Source organism: Streptomyces sp. ITFR-21 (assembly GCF_031844685.1).
Taxonomy (GTDB): Bacteria; Actinomycetota; Actinomycetes; order Streptomycetales; family Streptomycetaceae; genus Actinacidiphila.
Genome location: NZ_CP134605.1, coordinates 4741124 through 4765844 on the forward strand (window position 1 = coordinate 4741124; position 24721 = coordinate 4765844).

Consider the following 24721-nt stretch of genomic DNA (forward strand, 5'->3'; position numbering starts at 1 on the left):
GCGGGGCTCGGTCCCGGCGGGTGCGTACCTCAGGCGGCCCGCAGCCGGCGGGCGAGCAGGGCGCTGGCGCCGCAGGACAGCAGGGCCAGTGCCAGGTCGACCGAGGCGACCCAGGCCAGGGCGGAGGCGTAGTGGGCCACGCCGTGCCCGGCGCCCAGGGCGGCGAAGAAGACGGTTCCGATGCCGGCGACCCCGGCGGCACTGGAGAACTGCTGGGTGGTGGTGAACACCCCGGCCGCGGCGCCGGCGTTGGCGACCTTCGCGCCGGCCAGCACCACGCCGGTGAGCGCGGGCACGGCCAAACCGTTGCCGGCGCCGATCACGATCATGGGGCCGATCAGCCGGGCGACGCTGGTGCCGCCGCCGGACAGCTTGACGTCGATCAGCAGCGCCAGCATGCCGATCGCGGCGACGGCGGTGCCGGTGGTCACCAGCCGGGCGCCGAAGCGGCCGACGATCCGCGGCGAGGTGATCGCGGCGACGGCGAAGGCCACGCCGAGCGGGGCGAAGGTGAAGCCGGCCTTGAGCGGGGAGAGCCCGAGGCCCGACTGCAGGACCAGGGTGAGGGCGAACACCAGGCTGAAGAAGGAGCAGAAGGTGCCCAGGCACACCAGCAGGCCGCGGACGAAGACGGTGTTGCGGAACAGCGTGAGGTCCAGCATCGGCTGACCGCCGCGCCGGGTCAGCGCACCCTCGTAGCGCAGCACCAGCACCAGCACCGGGACCGAGGCGATCATGCAGACCCAGGACCACACCGGCCAGTGCTCGCTGCGGCCCACCACCAGCGGTCCCAGGACCAGGGCGAGGGCGGCGGAGACGCCGATCGCGCCGACCGGGTCCAGCCGGGGGCGTACGGCCGAGGCCCGGTGCGGCAGCAGGCGCAGCGCGAAGACCACCGCCACCAGGGCGATGGGCACGTTGACCAGGAAGATGACCCGCCAGCCCAGACCGAGCACGTTTACCTGGAGCAGGACGCCGCCGAGCACCTGGCCGGCCACCGCACCGACACCGATGACCACACCGAACCAGCCCAGCGCGCGGGCCCGCTCGGTCGGCGGGAAGACCGCCGTGATCATGGCGAGCACCTGCGGGACCATGGCCGCGCCGGTGAGCCCCTGGAGCAGTCGGGCGACGACCAGTTCGGTGGGGTTCTGGGCGAGCCCGCACAGCAGCGAGGCGATGGCGAACGCCAGCGTGCCGTACAGGAACATCCGGCGGGAGCCGAACAGGTCGCCCAGCCGGCCGCCGGTGATCAGGCCGCTGGCGAAGGTGAAGCCGTAGCCGGCGACGATGAGTTCCAGCGCGGCCTGACCGGCGTGGATGTCGTGTTCGAGGGAGGGCGCGGCGACGTTCACGACGTAGAGGTCGAACTGCGCCATGAACATCGCGGCGAGCAGCACCGGCAGCATGAGCCAGCGCTTCTCGTAGGGCGCGGGCGGACTGTCGGCCGCGGGCGCCGCGGTCGGCGGCGGCGACGCGACCCGCGAGGAGTCCGCCGACTCGGTCTTTTCTGGCGTGGACATGGGAGAACACCGCTTTCTGCCGGGTGCCCGGCCGGGGTGACAGGTGTTTGATTGGAATCAAACACCGAGTGTACGCGTTACGTCGAACACTTCAAGCCCCGGCCGGGCGCGCCGCGGACCGGCCGTCAGGCGGCCGCGGCCGAGGCGGCGCTTTGCTGCCGCACCTTCTCCAGCCGCCAGTCGACCTTGGCGTAGTCGGCCTCGGCGAGGCCGATCGCCTCGTCGATGGAGCGCACCACCGGCAGTTCGAACCGCTCGACGATCGCCACCAGCCGGTCGGGCACCGAGCCGCCGATCTCGGCGAAGGGGATGCCCAGTTCGTTCAGGGCCTCCAGCAGCATGTCGTCGCACGCGGTGCGGAAGGCCTCGTTCATCGGGCGGTGGCCGTCCGCGCCCAGCGCGAACTCGTTGCGCAGGTGCACGAAACCGTCGAACGACTCCTTCACGTGCTGCCGGAAGGCGTGGCCGAGCTGCCCGACGACCTCCTCGAAGAAGGCCATCTCGGGGGTCGGCTCCGGCGGCGGCCCGTCGGTGTGCGCGCCCGGGTCCATGCCGAACTGCACCCGGGCCGCGGCGTAGGTCCACTCCTGGAGCGAGGAGCCGTCGGCGATGAAACTGTCGCCGAGCAGGGCCTCGTTGACCGCGCGGCCGACGTGCCGGCGCACCGCGAGCTGGACGTACTCGGCCGGCGTCACCTCGGTCAGCGACTTGCCGGGGACCGCGTCCGGCATGATCTCCCGGATGGTCTTGGCGGGGGACCGGGGAATGCCGGTGTAGTGCGACAGGGCCATCGTGGTGAAGGTCTTGCCTGCGGAGTAGGTGCCGGAGATGGAAATACGCATGAGTCGCCTCCTGGGTGTGGTGTGTCTCAAGCGGACCGACGAGCGGCCGCCGCCGCGTCCTCGGGCAGTTCATGGGCGAAGGCCGCGCGCATCGAGATGTCCGCGAGCCCGCCGCGCAGGTCCACGCTGCGCCACGCACCGCCGCGCAGCGGCAGCAGCCGGTGCCCGGTGATGCCGGTCCTGGTGGGCAGCGACTCCTCGGGCCGCGGCAGCGCGCGGTGGCCGTAGGGCGCCTCCAGCACCGTCTGCATCATCCACAAGGTGTTGCTGCTCTCCCGGGTGAGCGAGTCCAGCTCGTACATCAGCACCTGGGCCAGCTGGAGGTTGACCACGAACGCGTCGACCGCGGAGACCGCCGGCTGGACGAGACCCTCGATGCCCTCGGCGGGCACCGGCTTCCCGGCGTCGTCGGCGAACCGGGCGTCGGCCTCCGCCGTCAGCGTGTCCACGTCCACCCGGACGTTGTGGATGCTGTGCCGGCGGCGCTGGAAGCCCTCGCCGTAGAAGCGGGACTCGGCCGCGCCGAGCACGTCCGCCAGCGAGTCGTGCCGCCGGGTGGCGGGCCCGGTGTCCGCCGCGCCGCCGCGGGCCGTCGGGTGCTCAATCTCGCAGCGCACCCGCAGCCCGCCGACCGTGCAGTCGTACACCGACCGGTTGCCGCCCTCCGCGAGCGCGTCCGCCCCGCTGCGCACCAGCGCGGCGCTCAGCGGCAGGTCGGCCAGCTCCTCCTGCGGGGCGTTGCCGGCCCGCAGGGCGACCTTCCGCAGCCGCACCGCGCGCCGGTCGGCGCCGGCCAGCCGGTGCGCGTGCACCAGGTGGGACTCGGCCAGCTGGACCCCGAGCACCAGGGCGTCCACGGTGCTCAGGTGCGGCGGCAGGTCCACGCTGGCGCGCTTGCGCGACCAGTCCGCCGGGTAGCTGATGTCGGCGGTCGCGGTGACGCAGATTCCCTCGGCCAGCGCCGGCCGCACCCGCACGTCCCGTACGTCGTACCGGGCGCGCTGGTAGCCGCGGGAGAAGAACCGGGTCTCGCCCGGCCCCAGGTACTCGTCGATGGTGTCCAGCCGCAGCTGCCTGCCGGTGGTCGTCATCTCAGGCCGCCGCCTCGGCGGTGAGCGCGCGCTCGTAGGCGTTCGCCAGGTCCGCGATCGAACGGATGTCGGCGATCGAGACGTCCTCCCCGAACGGGTCCACGCCCAGCGTCTCCTCCAGCTGGATCAGCAGCTGGGCGAGCATCAGCGAGTTCAGCCCGACCGAGGCCAGCGTGTCCTCCGGCGCGAGGCTGGCCGACTCGCCCTCCTGGTCGAGCAGCAGCGACCTGATCTCACGGACGATCAGGTCGGGGATGTCCTTGTCCGTCAGCATGTGATTCCTCCGTCGATGACCAGTGACTGCCCGGTGATGAAACCGCCACGGGAAGAAGCGAGGAAAAGGACGGCGTCGGCGATCTCCTCTGCGGTGCCCAGCCGGTCCAGCGGGGTCCGGTGCTGGATCCTCTCCCGGTTCGACGCGGTGACGTTCGCTGTCATGTCGCTCTCGAAGAAGCCGGGGACGACCGAGTTGACCCTGATGTTGAAGGCGCCCAGCTCCCGGGCCAGGCTGCGGCTGAAGCCGTCCAGACCGGCCTTGGCCGCCGCGTAGGCGGCCACGCCCCGGTAGCCGCGGATGGCGTTGATGGACGAGATGTTCACCACCGCGCCCCCGCCGCCACGGACCATCAGCCGGGCGCACGCCTGGGTCAGCAGGATGGGCGCGAGCAGGTTGGTGTCGATCAGCGTCTCGATCCGCTGCGCCGTGGTGGTCAGCAGCAGCTCCTGGTGCAGCACTCCGGCGTTGTTGACCAGCAGGTCCACTCGCCCGAAGCGCCGGGCGACGGAGCGGGTGAAGGCCCGCAGCCGCTCGGGGTCGGCCAGGTCGACGGCCTCCCAGTGGAAGGTGTCGGGGTTCTTCTCCGCCGTCTGCTCGACGAACTCGTTGGCCGTTCGGCTGAAGGTGGCCACCCGCCAGCCGTCGGCGAGCAGCCGCTCCACCAGAACCCGGCCGAGGCTTCGGCTCCCGCCGCTGACCACGGCGACGCCGAGGCCCGCTCGGGACTCATCGGCCCTGTCTTCGGTCATATCGACTTCCCGGTTCTTTCCGGTATCGGTTACGGGCTCGAGCGGTGTTTCCTCAATTCCTTCGGACCGATGTCCCAGAGGAGATCGGTAAAGCTTCAAAGCGTCATTCGGCCGGCACTCGCATGAGGTTAGTCAGTTGAAGTGCACCTGAAGCAAGAGGGTGTCCGAATTCTCCTTCATCTCCGGTATCCTCCGCCGATCCGCGCGCAATTCCCGTCCCGGTGCGCCGCCCGGCCGTCGCCCGGTGGCCGGACCCCGCCGTCGGGGCGGGCGGCCCGGCGCGTTCCGCGGGGTTCCCTGTTATGTTCGATGGAAGGTGAACAGCACCGGTACAGCCGGCCCACCGCACCGGTACGACACGCACCCCTTGGGCCACGACGGAACGCCGGGAGGACAGATGACGAAAGCCCGAACCAACCCGGGGCGCCCCCCCGCCGCGCATGTGCACCCTCGGGACGTGCGGCTGATCACCGCCCTCACCGCGCTGGCGGACCCCGTGCGCCTGGTCATCGTGCGGGAACTGGCCAGCAGTACGGACTGGGACCGTACCTGCGGTTCCTTCGACGTGCCGGTGGGCAAGGCGGCCCTCAGCCACCACTTCACCGTGCTGCGGGAGGCCGGACTGATCGAGCAGCGCGACGAGGGGGCCCGGCGGGTCAACCGGCTGCGCCGCGAGGAGTTCGGCGACCGCTTCCCCGGCCTGCTGGACTTCGTCCTGAGCGAGGAGCGGGTGTAGCAGCCCGGCCGCCCGCGCGACCGGTCCGGCGGCGGGCCGCCTCCCGGCGCCGCGCCCGGCGCCGTCCCCCGGTCCCGCCGCCCCGGCCGGCGTCCCCGTACCCGGCAACCCTGCGCCAAGGTGATTCAGATCACCTTGGCGCAGTGCTGTTTGGTTCATGCCAACTTGAACCGGCTAGCTTGTCAATTGTTTGTGGGCTGTGCGACAGGCCCGGTTCCATGTCGGCCGGAGCGGCATCCGGGACGGACGTGCGAGCGCGATGATCAGGATGATCGGAGGAGCAATGAGCATTTCTTTCCTCGACCGTCTTCATTCATTCGGGGACACCGAGGCCATCGTTTTCAACGGAATCAAGTACCCATATGCTCAGCTGGCGGCGGATGTCGCGGAATGGCGCGAGTTCCTCGACCGCGAGTCCGTGGCCCGCGGCGAGGTGGTGACCCTGGAGGGGCCCAGCTCACCGATGGCCTGCGCCGGCCTGCTGGCGCTGGTCGACCGGGGCGCCGTCGTCGTACCGCTGTCGGCGCTGCCGGCGCCCAAGCGCGCCGAGTTCCACGAGATCGCCGAGGCGGAGGTGGTGATCACCCTCGGCGCGGACGGCGGGGGCCGCACCGCCGAGCGCACCGGCCGCACCGCGGGGCACGAGCTCTACCGGCGGCTGCGCGAGGCCGGCTCGCCGGGCCTGGTGCTGTTCAGCTCCGGCACCACCGGCCGCAGCAAGGCCACCGTGCTGGACTTCGACCGCGTACTGGCCCGCTACGGGGAGCCGACGCGCCCCCGGCGCACCCTGGCGTTCCTCAACCTGGACCACATCGGCGGAATCAACACCCTGCTGCACACGCTGAGCCAGGGCGGCACGCTGGTGACCGTCCCCGAGCGCACCCCGAGCAGCGTGTGCCAGGCCGTCGCCGACCACCGGGTCGAGGTGCTGCCGACCACGCCGACGTTCCTGAACATGCTGCTCATCTCCCGGGTGTACGAGCGGTACGACCTCAGCAGCCTCCAGCTGGTCACCTACGGCACGGAACCGATGCCGCTGGGCACCCTCCGGCGGATCGGGCAGGCGCTGCCGGGCGCCCGTCTGAAGCAGACCTACGGACTGTCCGAGCTGGGCATCCTGCCGACCCGCTCCAAGGGCGACGACACCTTGTGGGTCAAGCTGGGCGGCCCCGGGTTCGAGTACGAGATCCGGGACGACATCCTGTGGATCCGCTCCGAGATGGCGATGCTGGGCTACCTCAACGCCCCCGCGCCCTTCGACGACAAGGGGTTCTTCAACACCCAGGACGTGGTGGAGACCGACGGCGACTACGTCCGGATCCTCGGCCGGTCCTCGGAGATCATCAACGTCGCCGGGGAGAAGGTCTACCCCAGCGAGGTGGAGAACGTCCTGCTGGAGTTCCCGGCCATCGCCGACGCCACCGTCAGCGGCCGGCCCAGCCATGTCACCGGCATGGTGGTCAAGGCGGTGATCAAGGTGCGTGACGAGATCGCGGCGGCGGACCGGGCCGGGTTCGTCAGCGAGGTGCGCGCGCACTGCCGTCGGCGGCTGGAGGCGTACAAGGTGCCCGCCCTGATCGAGATCTCCGACTCCGACCACCACAACGACCGGTTCAAGAAGTCGCGGAGCCTGGTGTGAGCCCCGTCGCCGAGCGGGAGGCCGCACCGGGCGCGCTCGTCGCGTCGCCGGCCGCCCCCGCCGGGGCGGCGCCCGCGTCCCTCGCGGCGGCGGGCGCGGCGGCGGGCGCCGCCGCGCCGGCGCAGGGCCGGGAGGGGGCCGGCCGGTCGGCCGGGCCCTGGACGCCGTACGGTGACGGCGCCGGCGGACCGGATGATCCGGCCGGCCGCCGGGTGCGCGTCTACTGCCTCCCGCACGCGGGCGGCGCGGCCCGGACCTACCTGCCCTGGCGGGAGCCGGCGGCGGCGAACGGTCTTGAGATCGTGCCGGTGGAGCTGCCCGGACACGGCACCCGCCACCACGAACCACCGCTCACCCGGATGCGGGACGCGGTGGACGGCGTCCTCGGCTGCCTCCCGCCCGCCGGACCGTTCGTGCTCCTCGGCCACAGCATGGGCGCGCGCGTCGCGTACGAGACCGCGCTGCGGCTGCTGCGGGACGGGGGGCCGCGGCCGTTGGCCCTGGTCGTCTCCGGCAGCAGCCCGGCCGGGTCCGGCGGTCCGGCCGGTGCGGGCGGTCCGGCCGCCCGCACCGACGAGGAACTGCTGGCCTGGCTGCGCGCGCTGGGCGGCACCCCGGCCACCGCGCTGGGGCACAAGGCGGTGGCGCGCGCGGTGGCGCGGACCCTGCGCGCGGACCTCGGGCTGCTCGCCCGGTCCGGCCCCCGGGCGCGCCCGGCGCTGCCGTACCCGATCCTCGCGCTGGCCGGCGCGCAGGACCATGTGGCGCCGGCGCAGGCCGTCGCCGAGTGGCGCGCGCTGACCGGCGCGGACTTCCGCTACCGGGTGCTGCCCGGCGGGCACTTCTTCCCGCACCGGCAGCCGGAGCGGATCCTCGCGGCCGTCGCGGAGATCCTGGAGCCGGCCGGCGGCGCCGGGCACCGCCGGCCGGCGGTGCGGTAGGAAACCGGCCAGCAGCGGTGGGGCCTGCCGCGGGTCGGACGGGAACGGTGGGAGAGCAGTACGACCGGCAGGACAGTGCGTCCGCGGCGGCTCGCGCCGCCCGCGGGGACGGTGCCCCGACGACGGCGTCCGGTACCGCGACGTGATCCGCACCCGCCCCGGCCGCCCTTCGGTGTCCGGGCCCGCACCACGCCTTCCCCGGGCGCCGGGGCCGCCGACGGCCGGTCCGTATCGGCCTCGGCGCCGGAGTGCGCGGCGCCGCGCGACGGGGTGTTTCAACCGCCCGTGTGTTCGGTGATCTGGAACTTTACATTCCCTTGGTAAGTCGGCGAAGTCCGTGTCTGTGCGTCCGCAGTGCGATGACGTGCCCTGTCACCGCGATGGGCGCGCGAATATCCGCTATTCAATGTTGACTTGTCATTGTGCGGCGGACCGCCAAAAGCATATGATTGCGCGGTCGGCGGTCCGTCCCCGGTCGTCCCCGCACGGAAGGATTGACGTGAAAGCGTTGATGTCCTCTATTCCGGCACGGTCGTGCGGCACCTGTGCGCGTGCCAAAGCACCGGCCGCGGGATGACACGGGTGCCAAGGATGGCACCCTGCCGGGTGGACTTCCCCGGACGTCCGGGGTCCGAGCGTGTTCGGCTGACGAAATGGGGTGTATGACGGTGCGCTACGGGGGTTGGGCACGGGAAGGTCGCGGCCTTCGGTGATCATGTGATTTCCGATATCTCGTGATGTGAAGGATCGTGCCCGATGGCATATTCCCTGGCCGGGGCCGTCATCCGCGACGCCGCGGTCGCGCCGTGCCCCGAGAGTCCCGACCGCGCGGCGGGCCCGCCCGCGCCGCCGGTGGCTTACGGCCGCCGTGCCCGTTCTCCCGGGCGCCGTCCCACCGGCCCCCTGTCCCCACCGGCCCGATCCGCCGGCGGACGTACCGCGGTACGTCCAAGGTGGGACGAACGCGTGAGGATTCTGCCCCTATCTCCCGACATCACATCTGATTTTCGGCTTCTCGCACACCGGTAGCTCCATAAACAGCGGGTTGGAAGGAGTTGGAAGGAGATGGCCGGATAAAAGGGTCCATGGGAAAGGGGTACTCCGCTGAGATCGCGGAGTGAATGCGACGAACCCGGCCTGTTCCGTCGCGCCGCCGCCGATCCGGTGGGCGCGGAGTGGCCGGGCGGTTTCCGGTGCGGCGGTCGACGCGGTCCGTCTCCCGGCTGACACCGAAAAGCTTCCGACGGCCCCGCTTCGTAACGGGACGATCCCCGCCCACGGCCTCGGAAGGGGCCGGCGCACCCCGTGATACCACCTGCGGTCGAACCGCGATGAACAGGTTCCTTGAGTGCTACTGCCGATTCGGCACTTCGACACCGCCCAAGACCCTGTAACACGAGGGAAGGTCACCCAAGATGTTAGACAAGCGGTCCACCGACCACAGAAAGATCTATACGATCACCGAAATGGAGCAGATCAGCGGGCTGGCCGCACACACCCTGCGCTGGTACGAGCAGCTGGGCCTGATCCACGACGTCAGCCGCGGCCCCGGCGGCCACCGCCGGTACAGCTCCGACCACCTGAGCTGGCTGGAACTGATCGGTGTGATGCGGGCGGCCGGGCTGAGCGTGGACGACATGATCCGCTTCGCCGCGCTCATCCGGCAGGGCGACGAGACCCTGCCCGCCCGGTTCGGCATCGTGCAGCAGTACCGCGACGACTTCCGCCAGGAGGTGGCACAGCGCGACGAGGCGCTGCGCCGGCTGGAGTCCCTCGTGCAGATCCTGGATTCACCCGCGCTGGACGAGGCCGACGACGAGTTAGCGGAGGATCTCGTCGTCGGCGGCGCCAAAGGAGCGCGGGAAAGGGTCCGCAAAGGAGTCCGCGAAGGAGTGACGGAACGCAGGGTGACGTACGCCGTCGGCGCACCGGTCCTGGCCGAAGGGACGACGCGGGGTGGACGGTGAGCACGCCGCCCGGCTGAACCGGCCCGCCGGCTCGCCCCGCCGGCGCACTCCGGCGGACGCCGGACGGGGCAGAATCCGGCCCGCGTCCGGCCCGCCGTCACGCACCGCAGCCGCCCGCCCTGGCCGCCTGCCGTGGCCGCTCGCTTCCACGACGTGCATCCGCGCAGGTCAGAACATTGCCTTGGACGATGTTGGTCATCGGGTCCCGCGATGCGGGATAATGGCCGAGAACCAATGTGTTCGAGTCCGAGCTGGTTTCAGGAAGGGGAACGAGCATGGCGGCCATGAAGCCGCGGACGGGTGACGGCCCGCTCGAGGTGACCAAGGAGGGGCGGAGCATTATTATGCGCGTTCCGCTTGAGGGCGGCGGGCGGCTTGTCGTCGAGCTGACCCCGGACGAGGCGGACGCCCTGGGCGATGCGCTGAAGAAGGCCATCGTCTGAGACCAGCGGTCCCCGGTTTTCGCCGCGGCCACACGCCCGAGGGTGTGTGGCCGCGCCTCATCGACGGCGCCCCGCCGCCCGCTCCCCCGCGGTCCCCGCCCGGCGTGTCCCGTGTCACTTCCCGCGTACCGCGCACAGCAGGCCGTCGTCGGTCGGCAGCAGCACCGCCGCCAGCTCGGGGTTGTCGCGGACCTCGCGGAGCAGCTCGCGCAGCGACTGCGACTCCGGATCCTGGTGCGCGGCGTCCAGCGCGCGGCCGCGGCTGAAGACGCCCTCGAAGCACACCAGGCCGCCGGGCCGCAGCAGCCGTAGCGAGGCGTCCAGGTAGTGCAGGTACTCCAGCCGGTCGGCGTCGCAGAAGATCAGGTCGTAGCCGCCGTCGGTGAGGCGGGGCAGCACCTCCAGGGCCGGGCCGCAGATGAAGCGGGACCGGTTGGCGGCGAACCCCGCGTCCCGGTACGCCTCCCGCGCCAGCTGCTGGCGGTCCGGTTCGGTGTCCACGGTGGTCAGCACCCCGTCCGCCCGCATCCCGCGCATCAGGTGGATGCCGGAGACGCCGGTGCCGGTACCGATCTCCACCACCGATTTCGCGTCACCGGTCGCCGCCAGCATCCGCAGCGTCGCCCCGGTACCGGGTGAGACCGGCCGCAGCCCGGCGCGGTGGGAATGGGCGCGGGCGCGTATGAGGGCCTCGTCCTCGGCGACGAACGCGTCCGCGAACGCCCAGCTCGCCTGCCGGTTGCCGGTAATGGCCCTCTCCCTGTCACCACGGTTGTCCGCCTTGCGTTCGCCTGGCCGCGAGGCCCCTCGGCGACTGTATCCGTTGGGGCCGGGAACCAGCGGATGGGACCGTGCGTTAGGCAGGCAGAACACAAGGGGGCGAGAGCCGCGAGCGGTCCTGGCGCAGCTCTTACGCCCCGGGCAAGCGCACTTATCCGGAGCTAACGGGCGAGGTGGCTATGGTAGGGGCTCTACTGGACACCACCAGAGCCGACAGGGGAGGTGCGGCTGCGGCCGGTGACCGGAGAGTGCGGTCGCACTTTCACAGGTCCGCCGGACAGCCCAAATCCGTGACCAACACCGCTGATGATCCTTCACGCGAGAACGAAACCGCCGCCGCGAGCTCCGTCACCACCGCGACCTTCGCAACCGACGGGGACACTCCGACGTGGACCCCTCCCACCTGGGAGGAGATCGTCAGTACGCACAGTGCCCGGGTGTACCGGCTGGCCTACCGGCTGACCGGCAACCAGCACGACGCGGAGGACCTCACCCAAGAGGTCTTCGTGCGGGTCTTCCGCTCCCTGTCCACCTACACACCCGGCACCTTCGAGGGCTGGCTGCACCGCATCACCACGAACCTCTTCCTGGACATGGTGCGGCGCCGGCAGCGGATCCGGTTCGATGCACTCGGCGACGACGCGGCGGAGCGGCTCCCCAGCCGTGAGCCGTCCCCGGCACAGCACTTCAACGACACGCACTTCGACGCGGACGTCCAGCAGGCGCTGGACACCCTCGCGCCGGAGTTCCGCGCCGCCGTGGTGCTCTGCGACATCGAGGGGCTGTCGTACGAGGAGATCGCCGCGACGCTGGGCGTGAAGCTGGGCACGGTACGGAGCAGGATCCACCGCGGCCGCTCCCACCTGCGCAAGGCTCTGGAACACCGGGCGCCCGGCGTGCGCCCGGCCCCCGCGCTTGCTGCCACCGCACCGAAACCTGGCCTGGAGGGCGGGAGAACGTGAGCAGCAGCGGTTCAGGCGAGCATCGTCCCCACCGTCCCGGACCTGCCGAGCAGCACCTCGGCGACCGCCTCGCGGCGTTCGTCGACGGGGAGCTGACCGACGACAGCCGGGATCGCGTACTCGCCCATCTCGCGACGTGTACACAGTGCAAAGCGGCCGCCGCCGAACAGCGGCGGCTCAAGAGCGTGGTCGCGGCCTCCGAGCTGCCGGCCATATCGGCCGGGCTGCTGGCCAGGCTGCAGGGCCTGCCCGGCATGGGCACGGCCGAGAACCCCGGACGCGGCGGCCCCTGGGACCCGCCCGCCGGCCCCGGGAACCACGACACGTCCGCGCGCCTTCCCGGCCCGGCGCTGGGCGAGGAGCCCGCCGGGCCCTTCGACGGCGGCCTGCTGGGCTCGGGGCCGCTGGGCTCCGGACCGCTCGGCTCGGGCCGGTTCTCCTACCTCGGCCCGGCCCGCGACCTGCTGGCCCCGGCCGGCTCCCGGTCGCGCGGCTTCCGTATCCACCAGCCGGCCGCGGAACCGCACCCGGCCGCCGACCCGGTGGCCGTCGCGCCGCGGCACCGCAGCCGCAGGTTCGCCTTCGCGGCGGCCGGCGCCTTCTCGATGGCGGCCATCGCGATCGGCGGCGCCCTCCCGATGGAGGCCGCGGTCGACGGCGGCGCCCGTCCCGACGACGGCCCCGCGGTGAGCCCGCTGACCGCGGGTTCGGTCTCCGACACCCGCGGAGTCACCCCCCGCGGCGTGCTGGGCGCCGTGGACGAGCGGCTGACCCGCGCCCCGGCCGCCGCCCGGTCCGTCACCTCGGCCGCCTCGGTGTCCCTGACCAGACCGCTGCTGCCGCCCGGCGCCGTACCGCTGGTGACGGCCGTGGCGGCCGAGCCGCCGCGCTCCTCCGTGGTGCTGCGCTGAGCCCCGCCGGGCCGCGCTGAGCCCGGCCACCACTCGTACGGGGGTCTCCCTTCACCCCCCGGCGACGTAGTGTTGGCCGGGCCACTCCCGCATCCACGGCGGCGACGGGTACCGTAATGTCCGCCGGACCCTGCCCAGCAGGTTGTGGACGTCCCAAGGAGCTGCAAGGTGTTCTTCGACATAGGCCCGCTGGAGCTGGTCGCCCTCGTCGTCCTTGCCGTGCTCGTCTTCGGCCCGGACAAGCTGCCGAAGGTCATCCAGGACACCATGCGGTTCATCCGCAAGGTGCGGGAGTTCTCCGACAGCGCCAAGGAGGACATCCGCCGCGAGCTGGGCCCCGAGTTCAAGGACTTCGAGTTCGAGGACCTCAACCCCAAGACGTTCATCCGGAAGAACCTGATGAACGGCGAGGAGGATGAGTACGGCCTCAAGGAGCTCAAGGATCTGCGCAGCAGCTTCGATCTCCGCAAGGAGATGGCGGAGGTCACCGACGCGGTGAACGGCGTAGAGCCGGCCGCCAAGGCCGCTTCCACCGGTACCGCCGCGGCTCCGGCCGCCTCCGCCGGGACCGGCCAGGGCGCCGCCGCGCCCGACCGGCTGCGCAAGCCCGACCGGCTCGCCCCGGACGAAGCGCCGCCGTTCGACTCCGACGCGACCTGAGCGGCCCGCACGGCCGGCGGTGACACCGGCCGGCACCTGGATGCGCCCCGGCCCGTCGCCCGCCCCGGACGGCCGCCGCGGTCAACCCGGTGCGGGTGTTTCACCCGCTTGGTGGACCGATGTCCGTGTGTTCGCCGTCACCCCACGCCGTTTCGGCCGCCGAACCCACCCAGGGTCGGGCAAGATGGCAAGTCGCCCAGAAGGGCACTGGAGGAGGCGCGACCCATATGGAGACGAAGACCGGCACGGCGCGGGGGGCGGTCGACGGCTACTTGATGGCCGACTTCCCGTGGTACGGGCTGGACCAGGCGTTCACCGGGCCCCGCTGGCTCGGCACGGTCGGTGTCAGCGCGGACGGCACGGTCGAGCACGGCTCGATAGGGCACGGTGACGAGCCCTCCCTGAAGGCGGAGGCGGCCGACCCCGAGGGGCTGCGGTTCGCCGTGGCCGTCACGGTGGCCCGGCGCCCGGGGCGGCGCAGCGCGGACGGGACCGGCGTCCTGGAGGCCACCTCGGTCTCGTCGGCGGCCTGGCTGGCCGGCTCGGGACTGCTGTCGTGCACCTGGCCCACGCACATGGAGCGGTCCCTGCGGCAGGACTGGCTCGACCAGCAGACCGCGGCGGCCTGGGAGCTGGCGGACGACCTGGACGGGCCCGGCTGGTCCACGCTCACTCTTCCGGTGGACGGGGAGCCGACGCCCTTCCACTACCGCGAGTCGGAGTACGGCTGGGTGATGGCCGGCGCGGCCCGCGGGGTGCACCTGGGCGCCTACGGGCGCGGCATGAGCGCCTACGGCCTCGGCCTGTCCGTGGTGCGCGACCTGACCACCTACGAGGGCTGAGACCCGCCCCCACCGCAGGACGGGCCGGCCACCGGGCCCGACGGCACGTTCCGCGCCGAAGGCGCCGGGACCGGCCGGCGATCGGCCGGTCCCGGCGCCGGGGGTCACCGGCCGGTCCCGGCGTTTCCACGGTGCCGCGGACGCCCTAGAACTTGTTGCGCGGGGTGATCCCCAGCGACATGCCCGCCAGGCCCCGGGCCCGCCCGCCCAGCTTGCCGGCGATGCCGCGCAGCGCGGCCCCCGCGGGGGAGTCCGGGTGGGACAGGGCGACCGGGCGGCCGTCGTCGCCGCCCTCGCGCAGCCGCACGTCGATCGGGATCCGGCCGAGGACGGGCACGTTGGTACCGGTGGTGCGGGACAGGCCCTCGGCGACCCGGTCGCCGCCGCCGGAACCGAAGACCTCCACGATCTCGTCGCAGTGCGGACACGGCATGCCCGCCATGTTCTCCACCACGCCCACGATCTTCTGGTGGGTCTGGACGGCGATCGACCCGGCCCGCTCGGCGACCTCGGCGGCGGCCTGCTGCGGGGTGGTCACCACCAGGATCTCCGCGTTGGGAACCAGCTGGGCCACCGAGATGGCGATGTCGCCGGTGCCGGGCGGCAGGTCCAGCAGCAGGACGTCGAGGTCGCCCCAGTACACGTCGGCCAGGAACTGCTGCAGGGCCCGGTGCAGCATCGGCCCGCGCCAGACGACGGGGGCGTTGCCGGGGGTGAACATGCCGATCGAGATGACCTTCACCCCGTTCGCGGACGGCGGCATGATCATGTTCTCGACCTGGGTGGGCCGGCCGTCGACACCGAGCATGCGCGGCACGCTGTGGCCGTAGATGTCCGCGTCCACCACTCCGACCTTGAGGCCGTCGGCGGCCATGGACGCCGCCAGGTTCACCGTCACCGACGACTTGCCGACGCCGCCCTTGCCGGAGGCGACCGCGTAGACCCGGGTCAGCGATCCCGGCCGGGCGAACGGGATCTCCCGCTCGGCCTGGCCGCCGCGCAGCGAGGACGCCAGCTCCCGGCGCTGCTCGTCGCTCATCACGTCCAGCCCGACCCGCACCGAGGTGACCCCGGCGACGGCCCGGACGGCCGCCGTGACCGAGCTGGTGATGGTGTCGCGCATCGGGCAGCCGGAGACCGTCAGGTAGACGGTGACGGCCACCGCGCCGTCCGACCCGATGTCCACGGACTTCACCATGCCGAGGTCGGTGATCGGTTTGTGGATCTCCGGGTCGTTCACGGTCGCGAGCGCGGCACGGACGGCCTCGTCGGTCGGCGTGGTGCTGTACGTGGTGGTAGCCATACGCACGATGGTACGGCGGCGGAGGGGTCCGGTTCAGCGACCCCGGCCGTCGGCTTCGTCACCGCGGGCCGCGCCCGGTCCGGCGCCCGGCGCCGCGCCCGGCCCGGTGGGCGGCCGACCTGCCGGCCGGGGCCGCCGGACCGCGCCCTTGGCCTGCCGGTCCTCGAACTCCCTGAGCAGGTCCTGGAGTTCGGAGCGGATCCAGTCCCGGGTGGCGACCTCGCCCAGGTTCACCCGCAGCGCCGCCACCTCCCGGGTCAGGTACTCGGTGTCGGCGATGGAGCGTTCGTTCTGCTTGCGGTCCTGTTCGAGGTTGACCCGGTCCCGGTCGTCCTGCCGGTTCTGCGCCAGCAGGATCAGCGGCGCCGCGTAGGACGCCTGGAGCGACAGCATCAGGGTCAGGAAGATGAACGGGTACGGGTCGAACCGCATGGCCCGCGGCGCGAAGATGTTCCAGAGCACCCACAGGATGATCAGGACCGTCATCCAGACGATGAACCGCCCGGTGCCCAGGAAGCGGGCGATCCGCTCGGAGAACTTGCCGAACGCCTCCGGGTCGTACGCGGGCAGCAGGCTGCGCCGGCCGGTGACCCGCGGCTGGTCCAGCCGGACCCGCTGCCGCGCGGGCAGCCCCTGGCGCTGGTCCCGCTCGTCAGCGGCCATCGGGAGCCTTCCGGGCCGCCCCGGGCACGTCGGCGGGGTCGTAGGGCGCCCGCTCCGGGTCGTCGTCCTCGTCCGCGCCGCCCGCCGGGCCGGGCGGATCGGTCTCCCGCCAGTCCTCCGGCAGCAGGTGGTCCAGCACGTCGTCCACCGTCACCGCCCCCAGCAGCGCGCCGCTGTCGTCCACCACCGGCGCCGAGATCATGTTGTACGTGGCCAGGAAGCTGGTCACCGACGGCAGCGCGGTGTCCGGCTGGAGCGGCTGGAGGTCGGTGTCCACGATCGAGCCCAGCAGCGTGAACGGCGGATCGCGCAGCAGCCGCTGGAAGTGCACCAGGCCCAGGTACCGGCCGGTGGGCGTCTCGTCCGGCGGCCGGCACACGTACACCTGCGCGGCCAGCGCCGGCGACAGGTCGGGGTTGCGGATCCGGGCCAGCGCGTCGGCGACCGTGGCGTCCGGGCGCAGCACGATCGGCTCGGTGGTCATCAGCCCGCCCGCGGTCCGCTCCTCGTACGACAGCAGCCGCCGTACGCCCGCGGCCTCCTGCGGCCCCATCAGCGCCAGCAGCCGCTCCTGCTCCTCCGCGGGCAGCTCGGCCAGCAGGTCGGCGGCGTCGTCGGGGTCCATCGCCTCCAGCACGTCCGCGGCCCGCTCGCTCTTGAGCTTGCCGAGGATCTCCACCTGGTCGTCGTCCGGCAGCTCCTCCAGTACGTCCGCCAGCCGGTCGTCGTCCAGCGCCGCGGCGACCTCGCCGCGGCGCTTGGGCGACAGGTGGTGCAGTACGTTCGCCAGGTCCGCTGGGCGCAACCGCTCGAAGGTGGCCAGCAGGTTCTCCGCGCCCTGGCCCTCCTCGGCCAGCCGGAAGCCGGTGACCGCCGACCAGTCGACCGTCAGCGTCTCCCCCTTGCGGCGCAGCGCGCCGGGCCTGCCGCGGCGGACGAAGACCTTGTCGATCTCCCAGTCGCGGCGGGCCGGCAGCTGCGCCACGGACACGTCCAGCACGGTGACCTCCTCGCCGTCCCCCGGCGCCCCCACCGTCGGGACCAGCCGTACCCGGCGGTCCAGCAGCTCGCCCAGCACCAGCGTCTCGGTCGGCCGCTGCTCGAAGCGGCGCGTGTTCAGCACGCCCGTGGTGATCACCTGTCCCGACTCCACGCCGGTCACCCTGGTCATCGGCAGGAAGGTGCGCCGCCGGCTGACCACCTCGACCACCAGGCCGAGCACCCGCGGCGGCCGGCCGCCGACCCGCAGCATCACCACCACGTCACGGACCCGGCCCACCTGGTCCCCGGTCGGGTCGAAGACCGCGATCCCGGCCAGGTGCGAGACGAAGACCCGGGGGGCGCCTGCGGCCATACGGGGCCTCCTCGTCCGTTCGTCGTCCGCGGCCAGGCTACTCCGGCACGATCTTGTCCGCCGGGCGAACCGGCCCACGCCCCGGGGGTACGCTGCGGCGACCGCTGCGGTAGCTTCTGGACCGCCCGCAGCGCCGCCCGCAGGAGGACGAGATCCCGTGTATTCCGGTCGCCGGACCGCCGCCGCCCTCGCAGCGCTCTGCGCGGCACCGCTGCTGACCGGCTGCCTGGGCCTGGGCGGCGGCGACCCCGACGCCGGCACCAACGGAGTCGCCAAGCTGCCGCCGCGGACGATAGAGCAGCAGGCCGAGTCCGCCGCCGAGGCCGCCCCCACCGTCCGGCTGGCCGGCACCGTGCTCAGCGACGGCAGGTCCTACCGGCTGGACATGCGGCTGCGCGGCAACGGCGGCGTCGGTGAGGTCACCACCGCCGGCGGCACCTTCCAGCTGCTGCGGGTCGGCGCCGACCTCTACCTCAAGGCGGGCGCCGACTTCTACGGCGACGGGGGCGCCGACAAGGACAGCCGGGCCGCCGCTGCCAAGCTCAACGGCAAGTACGTCAAGGTGCCGCCCACCGATCCCGCCTACCGGCAGTTCAGCGGCTTCACCGACAAGAAGGTCCTGCTGGCCGACCTCTTCACCCTCGGCGGCACCCCCGAGGTCGGCGACCACCGCCGGGTCGGCCGCACCAGGACCATCGCCGTCAACGGCTCCCAGGGCGGCTCCCTGGACGTCTCCCTGATCGGCAGCCCCTACCCGCTGCGCTACCAGCGCGCCGGCAACGCGGGCACCCTCACCCTCAGCGACTGGGGCCAGGACTTCACGCTGGTCGCGCCCGGCAAGGACGCGGTGGTCGACTACGGCACGTCGCTGGGCGTGTCACCGACCGGGAAGCCGGCCCCGAAGCCGTCGTCGTCCTGATGACCGCCTGAGCGCGGCGACGTCCGCCGGCCCGGTGAACTCCTTGAGCCCGGGGGATCCACGGGCCCGGGGAGCCCGGGAGCCCGGGGAACCGACGACCCCGGCCGCCCCGGGCGCCCGGAGACCCGTGCCGCGCAGACCCGGACCGCGCGTCCGCCGCGCTCCCGCCGGCCGGCGGCACACCGCGTCGCCTCCCTCCGCGGCCTCGCACGCGCACGCACCGGACCCCGCTACCCGACCCCCGCGGATCCGAACGACACGCCCTAGCGCTGGGAGCGGCGGCGGGTCAGCAGGCGGGGCAGGGCGGCCGGGGCGGGGTGCCGGGTGGTCGCGGGGGTCGGGACCGGGGCGGCGGCGCCGGAGGCGGTCGGGACGGCGCCCGGGTGCTCGGACGGCGGGCCGGCGGCGGTGAGGCGGAAGACCCGGCACTCCCGGGCCCAGCGGCCGGCCAGCCCCTCGCCGTCGGGGGAGTTGAGGCGCTTGGACTTCAGCTCGGCGGTGGCGGCCGACCAGGACGCGGACCCCGGGGCCAGCAGAGCGACCCCGGCCGGCCAGGTGACCAGGCGACCGCCCTTGTCCTTGCTGCGCGCGGTGACCGTCACGGAGCCGCCGTCGGTGACGCCGGGCGGCAGCCGCTGTTCGCCGGGGCCGCCGACCAGGCACAGGGCGCCGTCGGCCCAGGCGTGCCAGAGCGCCTGGCCGTCGACCCAGACCAGACCGGACTTCTTCGCGGCCTCCTCGACGAGGGCGGCCAGCAGGGCGGCGGAGGCGGTCTCGGTCGTCATGGGCACCACCCTAGGGTCTGGCCGGCCGGACGGGACGCCCTGGGGGACACCCCGCCGCGGCGCCGGCCCCCGTCCTCCCCGCCCACGGGACCGGCCCCGCCCCGGCCCGGCCGCCTTGGGGCCCGCTGCCTCGGGTCCCCGCCCGGTCCCGTGTCCCGGGCGTCCCCGCCCTTCCCTGGCGCGGAAGCGACAGGTGCTCAGGTCGGGGACGGGCCTTACGCTGAGGGGCGGCCGACCGCCGCGACCCGCGAACCGCCCCCGAGGAGCCCCGTGACCACCCCGCAGAGCACCGTCGCCGCCGGCGCGGACCCGGTGGCCGCCGAGGGCGCCGCTCCGGGCCGGCGGCCGGACCTCACGCTGCTCGCCGTGGCCATCGCCGGCGTCTCGATGTCCGCCCCGCTGATAGCCGCCACCGCCGCCCCGGCGCTCGCCATCGCCTTCTGGCGCAACGCGCTGGCCGTCGGCGTACTCAGCCCGGTCGCGCTGTGGCGGCACCGGAGCGAACTGCGGCACATGGGCGGCCGGGCGCTGGCGTTGTCCGCCGCGGCCGGCGTGGTGCTGGCCCTGCACTTCGGCCTGTGGCTGCCGAGCCTGAACATGACGTCGGTGGCCACCTCGACCGCGCTGTGCACCACCACCCCGATCTGGACCACCCTCATCATGCGGGCGCGCGGTCACCACCCGCCAGGACTGGTCTGGGCGGGCACCGCGCTCGCGGTGACCGGGGTGGTCGTCCTCACCGGCATCGACCTGTCCACCGACACCCGGGCGCTGGCCGGCGACGCGCTGGCCCTCGGCGCGGGCATGGCGGCGGCCGGATACGTCCTGCTGGGCGCGGAGGTGCGGCGTACCGCGAGCACCACCGCGTACACGTACCTCTGCTACGGGACCACGGCGCTGGTGCTGCTCGGCGCCTGCCTGGTGTCCGGGTCGGCGCTCGGCGGCTACGACGGGAGGACCTGGCTGAAGATCGCCGCGCTGACGGTCGCCGCCCAACTGCTCGGGCACTCGCTGCTCAACCGGGTGGTGCACGGCCTCGGCCCGGCCACCACGTCGACCGCGATCCTGCTGGAGACGCCGGGCGCCGCGCTGATCGCCGCGCTGTGGCTGGGCCAGACACCGCCGGCCGCCGCCTACCCGGCACTCGGCGTGATCCTCGCGGGCCTGGCCCTGGTGATCCTCGCCGACCGCCGCAGGAGCACCGTACCGGCGGCCTGACACCGGTCCGCCCGGCCGGAGCTCCGCCGGCTACAGCCAGCCGTTGCGGCGGAACCCGCGGTGGATCGCGTAGCAGATCGCCACGATCGCGACGAGCACCGCCGGGTAGCCGAACCGCCAGCGCAGCTCCGGCATCGTGTCGAAGTTCATCCCGTACACGCCGGTGATCATCGTCGGCACCGCCAGGATCGCCGCCCACGCGGTGATCTTGCGCATGTCCTCGTTCTGCACGACGGTGGCCTGCGCCAGGTTGGCCTGCAGGATCGAGTTCAGCAGGTCGTCGAAGCCGATGACCTGCTCGTGCACCCGGGCCACGTGGTCGGCCACGTCGCGGAAGTACTTCTGGATGTCCGGGTCGATCAGCCGCATCGGCCGCTCGCCGAGCATCTGCATCGGCCGCAGCAGCGGGGAGACCGCCCGCTTGAACTCCAGCACCTCCCGCTTGAGCTGGTAGATCCGGCCCGCGTCGCCGCCGCGCGGCGCCTTGCCGGTGCTCGCCGAGAACACGTCGATCTCGACCTCGTCGATGTCGTCCTGCACCGCCTCGGTGACGGCCAGGTAGTCGTCCACCACCCGGTCGGCGATGGCGTGCAGCACCGCGGACGGGCCCTTGGACAGCAGCTCCGGGTCCTCCTCCAGCCGGTGCCGCAGCGACCGCAGCGAGCCGTGGCCGCCGTGCCGGACGGTGATCACGAAATACCGGCCGGTGAAGACCATGATCTCGCCGCTCTCCACCACCTCGCTGGTGGCGGTCAGCTCGGCGTGCTCGACGTAGCGGATCGTCTTGAAGACGGTGAACAGCGAGTTGTCGTACCGCTCCAGCTTGGGCCGCTGGTGGGCGTGCACCGCGTCCTCGACCGCCAGCGGGTGCAGCGCGAACTCCTCGGCGATCCCGGCGAACTCCTGCTCGGTCGGCTCGTGCAGCCCGATCCAGACGAAGCCGTCGCTGCCGTCGCACTGCTCGGCGCTGCGGTCGGCCCTGACCATCCGCAGCGCGTCCTTCAGGCCGACGCTGTCGCTGCACCTGACCCCGCCCCGGTAGACCGCGCAGTCCACCACCGCGCTGCCGGCGGTGGAGGAGTCGTGGGCCGGGCCGTAGTCGTAGGACTCGCCGGTCTTGCGCAGGGTGGGGCGTACGACGGCGCGCAGATCACGGATCATCGACATGGCAAGCTCCTTCACGGACTGGCCTACGGCATGGCGCCGCACTGAATTGCTGATCAGGACGGGTTGATCACAGGCAGTTCAGGGCGCTCTTCCAGCGCGGAAACGCTCCGCGGGCAAGCCGGTTCAACGCGCGTTTCGGGTCCGGGAGGCCGGGTAGAGAACGCGGGGGCTCAGCGCGCGGGGCGACACATGGAAGAGCTGCCGGTACTGCACGGTCGACTGGGATCCATGTCAGTCCCACCTCCTCCGGCCAATCCCCGCTGGGGGATGAGGTACGCGCGAACGCCCCACTTTAGCAAGCCCGCAAGCGCTCTCCGCCGCGCTTCGCGCTGTGCATACGCGCTCTATGCTCGCCGTATGTCAGATGTCACGCCCTTGGTCGAGGCCAGACTGCGGGCCGCGTTCGGCGTGCCGGACGCCCGCGCGGCGGTCACCTTCCTGGGGGCCGAGCGTATCGAAGTGCTCCGCTACGTGGATGCTGGCCTGCGACGATACGTCACTCTTGGCATGTCCGCGCAGCCCATGGGGGACCCGTTGGCGACGGTCGCGGATCCGGTCCGCGGTCCGCGCGCCGAACTGCTGCTGACGGTCCGCGCCGGACGTGCCGAAACAGACAAGGTCCTGCGGCCGCTCGCGGTCCTGGCCGCGTCCCCGCAAGTCGAGGGCGTCGTGGTCGCCCCGGGCAGCTCGCTGGAGGTCGGCGAGCCGCTGTGGCCGGGGGCGCCCTTCTCCGCGGTGCTGGTCGCCGAGGGCGGTGGCCTGGTCGCGGACCTCGCCCTGGACGGGCCCATGGAGCCGGTGCGGTTCCTGCCGCTGCTGCCGATGACCCCGAACGAGGCAGCCTGGAAGCGGGTGCACGGCGCCGCGGCCCTCCAGGAGCGGTGGCTCGCGCACGGTACGGACCTGCGGGACCCGGCGCGCGGGCCGGTGCGTCTGGACGGGTGATCGTCCTTGACGCGGGCACGGTCCGGGAGGACCGTGGTGGTTTATGAGGGGTGAACCCAGTTGCCCGAAGTGCGGTGGCAGGGTCCGGGCGCCCGGTCTCTTCGCCGACTCCTGGCAGTGCGACGCCCACGGGAGCGTTCAGCCGCTGCAACCCGTCGTCCCGCCCAGCGTCGAGGCGCTCGGCGTGGTGGTGCACCGCTCCCACGTCCCGGTCTGGATGCCCTGGCCGCTGCCCGTCGGCTGGCTCTTCTCCGGGGTGGCGAGCGCCGGTGACGACCGCAGCGGCGGCCGGGCCACCGCGCTGACCTGCTCCGGCCCCGGCCCCCTCGGCGGCCCCGGCGAGCTGATGCTGATCGCGGAGGAACTGGGCGTCGGGCTCGGCGCGCGGTACGCGGGCATTCCCGGGCCCGATCCCGGCCCGGACATGTGCCTGAACCGGCCGGCCCACGCCAAGGTGCTCGCGGCCGGCCGCCCGACCGCCCTGTGGCACGTCGTCAGCACTCCCGAGGACCGCGCGGTCTTCGTCGGCGAGGCGCTCGGGCTGTGGCTGTGGGCGATCGTCTGGCCCGAGGAGACCGGGCTGCTGATGTACGACGAGCTGGTGCTGACGGATCTGCGGGACGCCGGGGCGGAAGTGGACCTGCTGCCGTGCGGGGCGCTGTCGTCGCGCCTGCTGGGCTGAGGCCGCGGGTCGGCCGACGGCGTGGCCGACGGTGTGGCCGGGCGGTCCGCGGGCGGCGCACTCCGTGCGCGGTCGGGGTGGGCGCTGACGCTATCCTTGCGCTCCCATGACCCGACCCGCCTCCGGGAGTCCTGCCGTGCGCATCGACCTGCACACCCACTCCACGGCCTCCGACGGTACGGACACCCCCGGCGAGCTGGTACGCAACGCCGCCGCCGCGGGGCTCGACGTGGTGGCGCTGACCGACCACGACACGGTGGGCGGCCATGCGGCGGCTCGGACCGCCCTGCGCGAACTGGGCGCCGGTGCCGGCCTGACGCTGGTCACCGGGGCGGAGCTGTCCTGCCGGGTGCGCGGCATCAGCATGCACATGCTGGCCTACCTGTTCGACCCCGCCGAACCCGAACTGGACCGGGAGCGGGAGCTGGTGCGCGACGACCGGGTGCCCCGGGCCCGCGGCATGGTCGCCAGGCTTCAGGAACTGGGCGTCCCGGTGACCTGGGAGCAGGTCGCCGCGATCGCCGGGGACGGCTCGGTGGGCCGGCCGCACATCGCCACTGCGATGGTGGACGCGGGGGTCATCGGCAGCGTCTCGGAAGCGTTCACCGCGCAGTGGCTCGCCAACGACGGGCGGGCGTACGTGGCGAAGCACGAGTTGGACCCCTTCAAGGCGATCCGGCTGGTAAAGGGCGCGGGCGGGGTGACGGTGTTCGCGCACCCGGGCGCGCACAAGCGCGGTGAGACGGTTCCGGACGAGGTGATCGCCGAGCTCGCCGCCGCGGGCCTCGACGGTGTCGAGGTCGACCACGTGGACCACGACGGCCCGACCCGGGCCCGGCTGCGCGGACTGGCGGCCGAACTCGGCCTGCTCACCACGGGTTCCAGCGACTACCACGGCAGCCGCAAGACGGTGGTCCTCGGCGAGTGCGTCACCGACCCGGAGGTCTACCGGGAGATCGCCCGCCGGGCCACGGGCGCGGCGCCGGTCGGCGCGGTCTAGGGCCCGACCCGCGTCCCGACGCCGCCCTGTCCGGGTTGCGCCGACCCGGTCCGGACCGGCGTGGTCCGGTCCGGGCAGGCGAAAGCGCCCCGTACTATTGCTACGGGGCGCCGTTGCGTCGAGCCTGGTGAAGCCTTTGAGCCGGGTGAAGCCGTTCAGTCCGCGGGGCGGATGTAGATGCGTTGGCCGATGGCCGCCGCCTGCTGCACGATCTTGTTCACGGCGGAGGCTTCCACGACGGTGCTCTCCACTGCGGTGCCGGTCCGGTCATCGAGTCGCATGATCTCGAAGCGCATGGGGCTTCTCCCTTCGTCGCTCGTTA

At 73.0% G+C, this 24721-nt stretch carries 26 protein-coding genes; 14 read left to right on the plus strand and 12 right to left on the minus strand.

The window, feature by feature from the left end:
* Positions 1-29: 29 nt before the first annotated feature.
* From RLT57_RS21380 to RLT57_RS21400, 5 genes are all read right to left on the minus strand, one after another.
* On the minus strand, positions 30-1523 hold the full coding sequence (locus RLT57_RS21380) for an MFS transporter (protein WP_311298896.1): 1494 nt from the start codon (positions 1521-1523) through the stop codon (positions 30-32).
* A 125-nt stretch (positions 1524-1648) separates the two neighbouring features.
* Positions 1649-2365: an AAA family ATPase gene (locus RLT57_RS21385; protein WP_311298897.1), complete on the minus strand. Its 717-nt coding sequence runs from the start codon at positions 2363-2365 to the stop codon at positions 1649-1651.
* 26 nt (positions 2366-2391) lie between these two features.
* Positions 2392-3456, minus strand: a complete 1065-nt coding sequence (locus RLT57_RS21390) for an AvrD family protein (RefSeq protein WP_311298898.1) — start codon at positions 3454-3456, stop codon at positions 2392-2394.
* Position 3457: 1 nt separating this feature from the next.
* Positions 3458-3730: an acyl carrier protein gene (locus RLT57_RS21395; protein ID WP_311298899.1), complete on the minus strand. Its 273-nt coding sequence runs from the start codon at positions 3728-3730 to the stop codon at positions 3458-3460.
* A complete protein-coding gene (locus tag RLT57_RS21400; RefSeq protein ID WP_311298900.1) occupies positions 3724-4482 on the minus strand; it encodes an SDR family NAD(P)-dependent oxidoreductase in 759 nt (252 codons plus the stop codon). The genes RLT57_RS21395 and RLT57_RS21400 overlap by 7 nt, the downstream gene beginning before the upstream one ends.
* A gap of 397 nt (positions 4483-4879) precedes the next feature.
* On the opposite strand from RLT57_RS21400, the gene RLT57_RS21405 reads away from it, so the two are divergent.
* From RLT57_RS21405 to RLT57_RS21425, 5 genes are all read left to right on the plus strand, one after another.
* Positions 4880-5218 carry an ArsR/SmtB family transcription factor gene (locus tag RLT57_RS21405; protein WP_311298902.1) on the plus strand — a complete coding sequence of 113 codons (339 nt, stop codon included), beginning with the start codon at positions 4880-4882 and terminating at the stop codon, positions 5216-5218.
* A 283-nt stretch (positions 5219-5501) separates the two neighbouring features.
* Positions 5502-6857, plus strand: a complete 1356-nt coding sequence (locus tag RLT57_RS21410) for a class I adenylate-forming enzyme family protein (protein WP_311298903.1) — start codon at positions 5502-5504, stop codon at positions 6855-6857.
* The gene (locus RLT57_RS21415) at positions 6854-7798 is read left to right on the plus strand and encodes a thioesterase II family protein (protein WP_311298904.1); all 945 of its coding nucleotides are present in this window, start codon (positions 6854-6856) and stop codon (positions 7796-7798) included. The genes RLT57_RS21410 and RLT57_RS21415 overlap by 4 nt, the downstream gene beginning before the upstream one ends.
* Positions 7799-9213: 1415 nt before the next feature.
* Positions 9214-9765 (plus strand): MerR family transcriptional regulator, encoded by a 552-nt coding sequence (locus RLT57_RS21420; RefSeq protein ID WP_311298905.1) that lies wholly within the window; start codon positions 9214-9216, stop codon positions 9763-9765.
* 275 nt (positions 9766-10040) lie between these two features.
* Positions 10041-10208, plus strand: a complete 168-nt coding sequence (locus RLT57_RS21425; RefSeq protein WP_073493047.1) for a DUF3117 domain-containing protein — start codon at positions 10041-10043, stop codon at positions 10206-10208.
* 114 nt (positions 10209-10322) lie between these two features.
* On the opposite strand, the gene RLT57_RS21430 is transcribed toward RLT57_RS21425, so the two are convergent.
* Positions 10323-10958, minus strand: a complete 636-nt coding sequence (locus RLT57_RS21430) for an O-methyltransferase (RefSeq protein ID WP_311300791.1) — start codon at positions 10956-10958, stop codon at positions 10323-10325.
* A 209-nt stretch (positions 10959-11167) separates the two neighbouring features.
* Between RLT57_RS21430 and sigE the strand changes: the two genes are divergently transcribed.
* From sigE to RLT57_RS21450, 4 genes are all read left to right on the plus strand, one after another.
* Complete coding sequence (sigE, locus tag RLT57_RS21435; RefSeq protein ID WP_311300792.1) at positions 11168-11950, plus strand: RNA polymerase sigma factor SigE; 783 nt, start codon at positions 11168-11170, stop codon at positions 11948-11950.
* Positions 11947-12861, plus strand: a complete 915-nt coding sequence (locus tag RLT57_RS21440) for an anti-sigma factor family protein (RefSeq protein WP_311298906.1) — start codon at positions 11947-11949, stop codon at positions 12859-12861. The genes sigE and RLT57_RS21440 overlap by 4 nt, the downstream gene beginning before the upstream one ends.
* Positions 12862-13029: 168 nt before the next feature.
* Positions 13030-13521 carry a sec-independent translocase gene (locus RLT57_RS21445; protein WP_311298907.1) on the plus strand — a complete coding sequence of 164 codons (492 nt, stop codon included), beginning with the start codon at positions 13030-13032 and terminating at the stop codon, positions 13519-13521.
* A gap of 227 nt (positions 13522-13748) precedes the next feature.
* On the plus strand, positions 13749-14363 hold the full coding sequence (locus tag RLT57_RS21450) for a hypothetical protein (RefSeq protein ID WP_311298908.1): 615 nt from the start codon (positions 13749-13751) through the stop codon (positions 14361-14363).
* Positions 14364-14508: 145 nt separating this feature from the next.
* Here the strand turns inward: RLT57_RS21450 and RLT57_RS21455 are convergent, their stop codons facing one another.
* From RLT57_RS21455 to RLT57_RS21465, 3 genes are read right to left on the minus strand one after another with little or no spacing between them, the layout of a single operon-like run.
* The gene (locus RLT57_RS21455) at positions 14509-15666 is read right to left on the minus strand and encodes an Mrp/NBP35 family ATP-binding protein (RefSeq protein WP_311298909.1); all 1158 of its coding nucleotides are present in this window, start codon (positions 15664-15666) and stop codon (positions 14509-14511) included.
* 33 nt (positions 15667-15699) lie between these two features.
* Positions 15700-16329 carry a DUF1003 domain-containing protein gene (locus tag RLT57_RS21460; protein ID WP_311298910.1) on the minus strand — a complete coding sequence of 210 codons (630 nt, stop codon included), beginning with the start codon at positions 16327-16329 and terminating at the stop codon, positions 15700-15702.
* Positions 16319-17683, minus strand: a complete 1365-nt coding sequence (locus tag RLT57_RS21465; RefSeq protein ID WP_311298911.1) for a magnesium transporter MgtE N-terminal domain-containing protein — start codon at positions 17681-17683, stop codon at positions 16319-16321. The genes RLT57_RS21460 and RLT57_RS21465 overlap by 11 nt, the downstream gene beginning before the upstream one ends.
* Positions 17684-17840: 157 nt before the next feature.
* Here RLT57_RS21465 and RLT57_RS21470 point away from each other — a divergent pair, with 157 nt between their 5' ends.
* Positions 17841-18602 (plus strand): hypothetical protein, encoded by a 762-nt coding sequence (locus tag RLT57_RS21470; protein ID WP_311298912.1) that lies wholly within the window; start codon positions 17841-17843, stop codon positions 18600-18602.
* A gap of 263 nt (positions 18603-18865) precedes the next feature.
* Here RLT57_RS21470 and RLT57_RS21475 read toward each other — a convergent pair whose 3' ends face one another.
* The gene (locus RLT57_RS21475; RefSeq protein ID WP_311298913.1) at positions 18866-19387 is read right to left on the minus strand and encodes a hypothetical protein; all 522 of its coding nucleotides are present in this window, start codon (positions 19385-19387) and stop codon (positions 18866-18868) included.
* A gap of 270 nt (positions 19388-19657) precedes the next feature.
* Between RLT57_RS21475 and RLT57_RS21480 the strand changes: the two genes are divergently transcribed.
* Positions 19658-20605 (plus strand): DMT family transporter, encoded by a 948-nt coding sequence (locus RLT57_RS21480; RefSeq protein WP_399129094.1) that lies wholly within the window; start codon positions 19658-19660, stop codon positions 20603-20605.
* Between the two features lie 30 nt (positions 20606-20635).
* Here RLT57_RS21480 and RLT57_RS21485 read toward each other — a convergent pair whose 3' ends face one another.
* Positions 20636-21772, minus strand: a complete 1137-nt coding sequence (locus tag RLT57_RS21485) for a magnesium and cobalt transport protein CorA (RefSeq protein WP_311298914.1) — start codon at positions 21770-21772, stop codon at positions 20636-20638.
* 357 nt (positions 21773-22129) lie between these two features.
* On the opposite strand from RLT57_RS21485, the gene RLT57_RS21490 reads away from it, so the two are divergent.
* From RLT57_RS21490 to RLT57_RS21500, 3 genes are all read left to right on the plus strand, one after another.
* Positions 22130-22717, plus strand: a complete 588-nt coding sequence (locus RLT57_RS21490; protein ID WP_311298915.1) for a suppressor of fused domain protein — start codon at positions 22130-22132, stop codon at positions 22715-22717.
* A 43-nt stretch (positions 22718-22760) separates the two neighbouring features.
* Entirely contained in the window at positions 22761-23399 is a 639-nt protein-coding gene (locus RLT57_RS21495; RefSeq protein ID WP_311298916.1) for a DUF6758 family protein, read from the plus strand.
* Positions 23400-23535: 136 nt separating this feature from the next.
* Positions 23536-24399, plus strand: a complete 864-nt coding sequence (locus RLT57_RS21500; RefSeq protein ID WP_311300794.1) for a PHP domain-containing protein — start codon at positions 23536-23538, stop codon at positions 24397-24399.
* 155 nt (positions 24400-24554) lie between these two features.
* Here the strand turns inward: RLT57_RS21500 and RLT57_RS21505 are convergent, their stop codons facing one another.
* Positions 24555-24695 carry a hypothetical protein gene (locus RLT57_RS21505; RefSeq protein WP_311298917.1) on the minus strand — a complete coding sequence of 47 codons (141 nt, stop codon included), beginning with the start codon at positions 24693-24695 and terminating at the stop codon, positions 24555-24557.
* Positions 24696-24721: the final 26 nt, after the last annotated feature.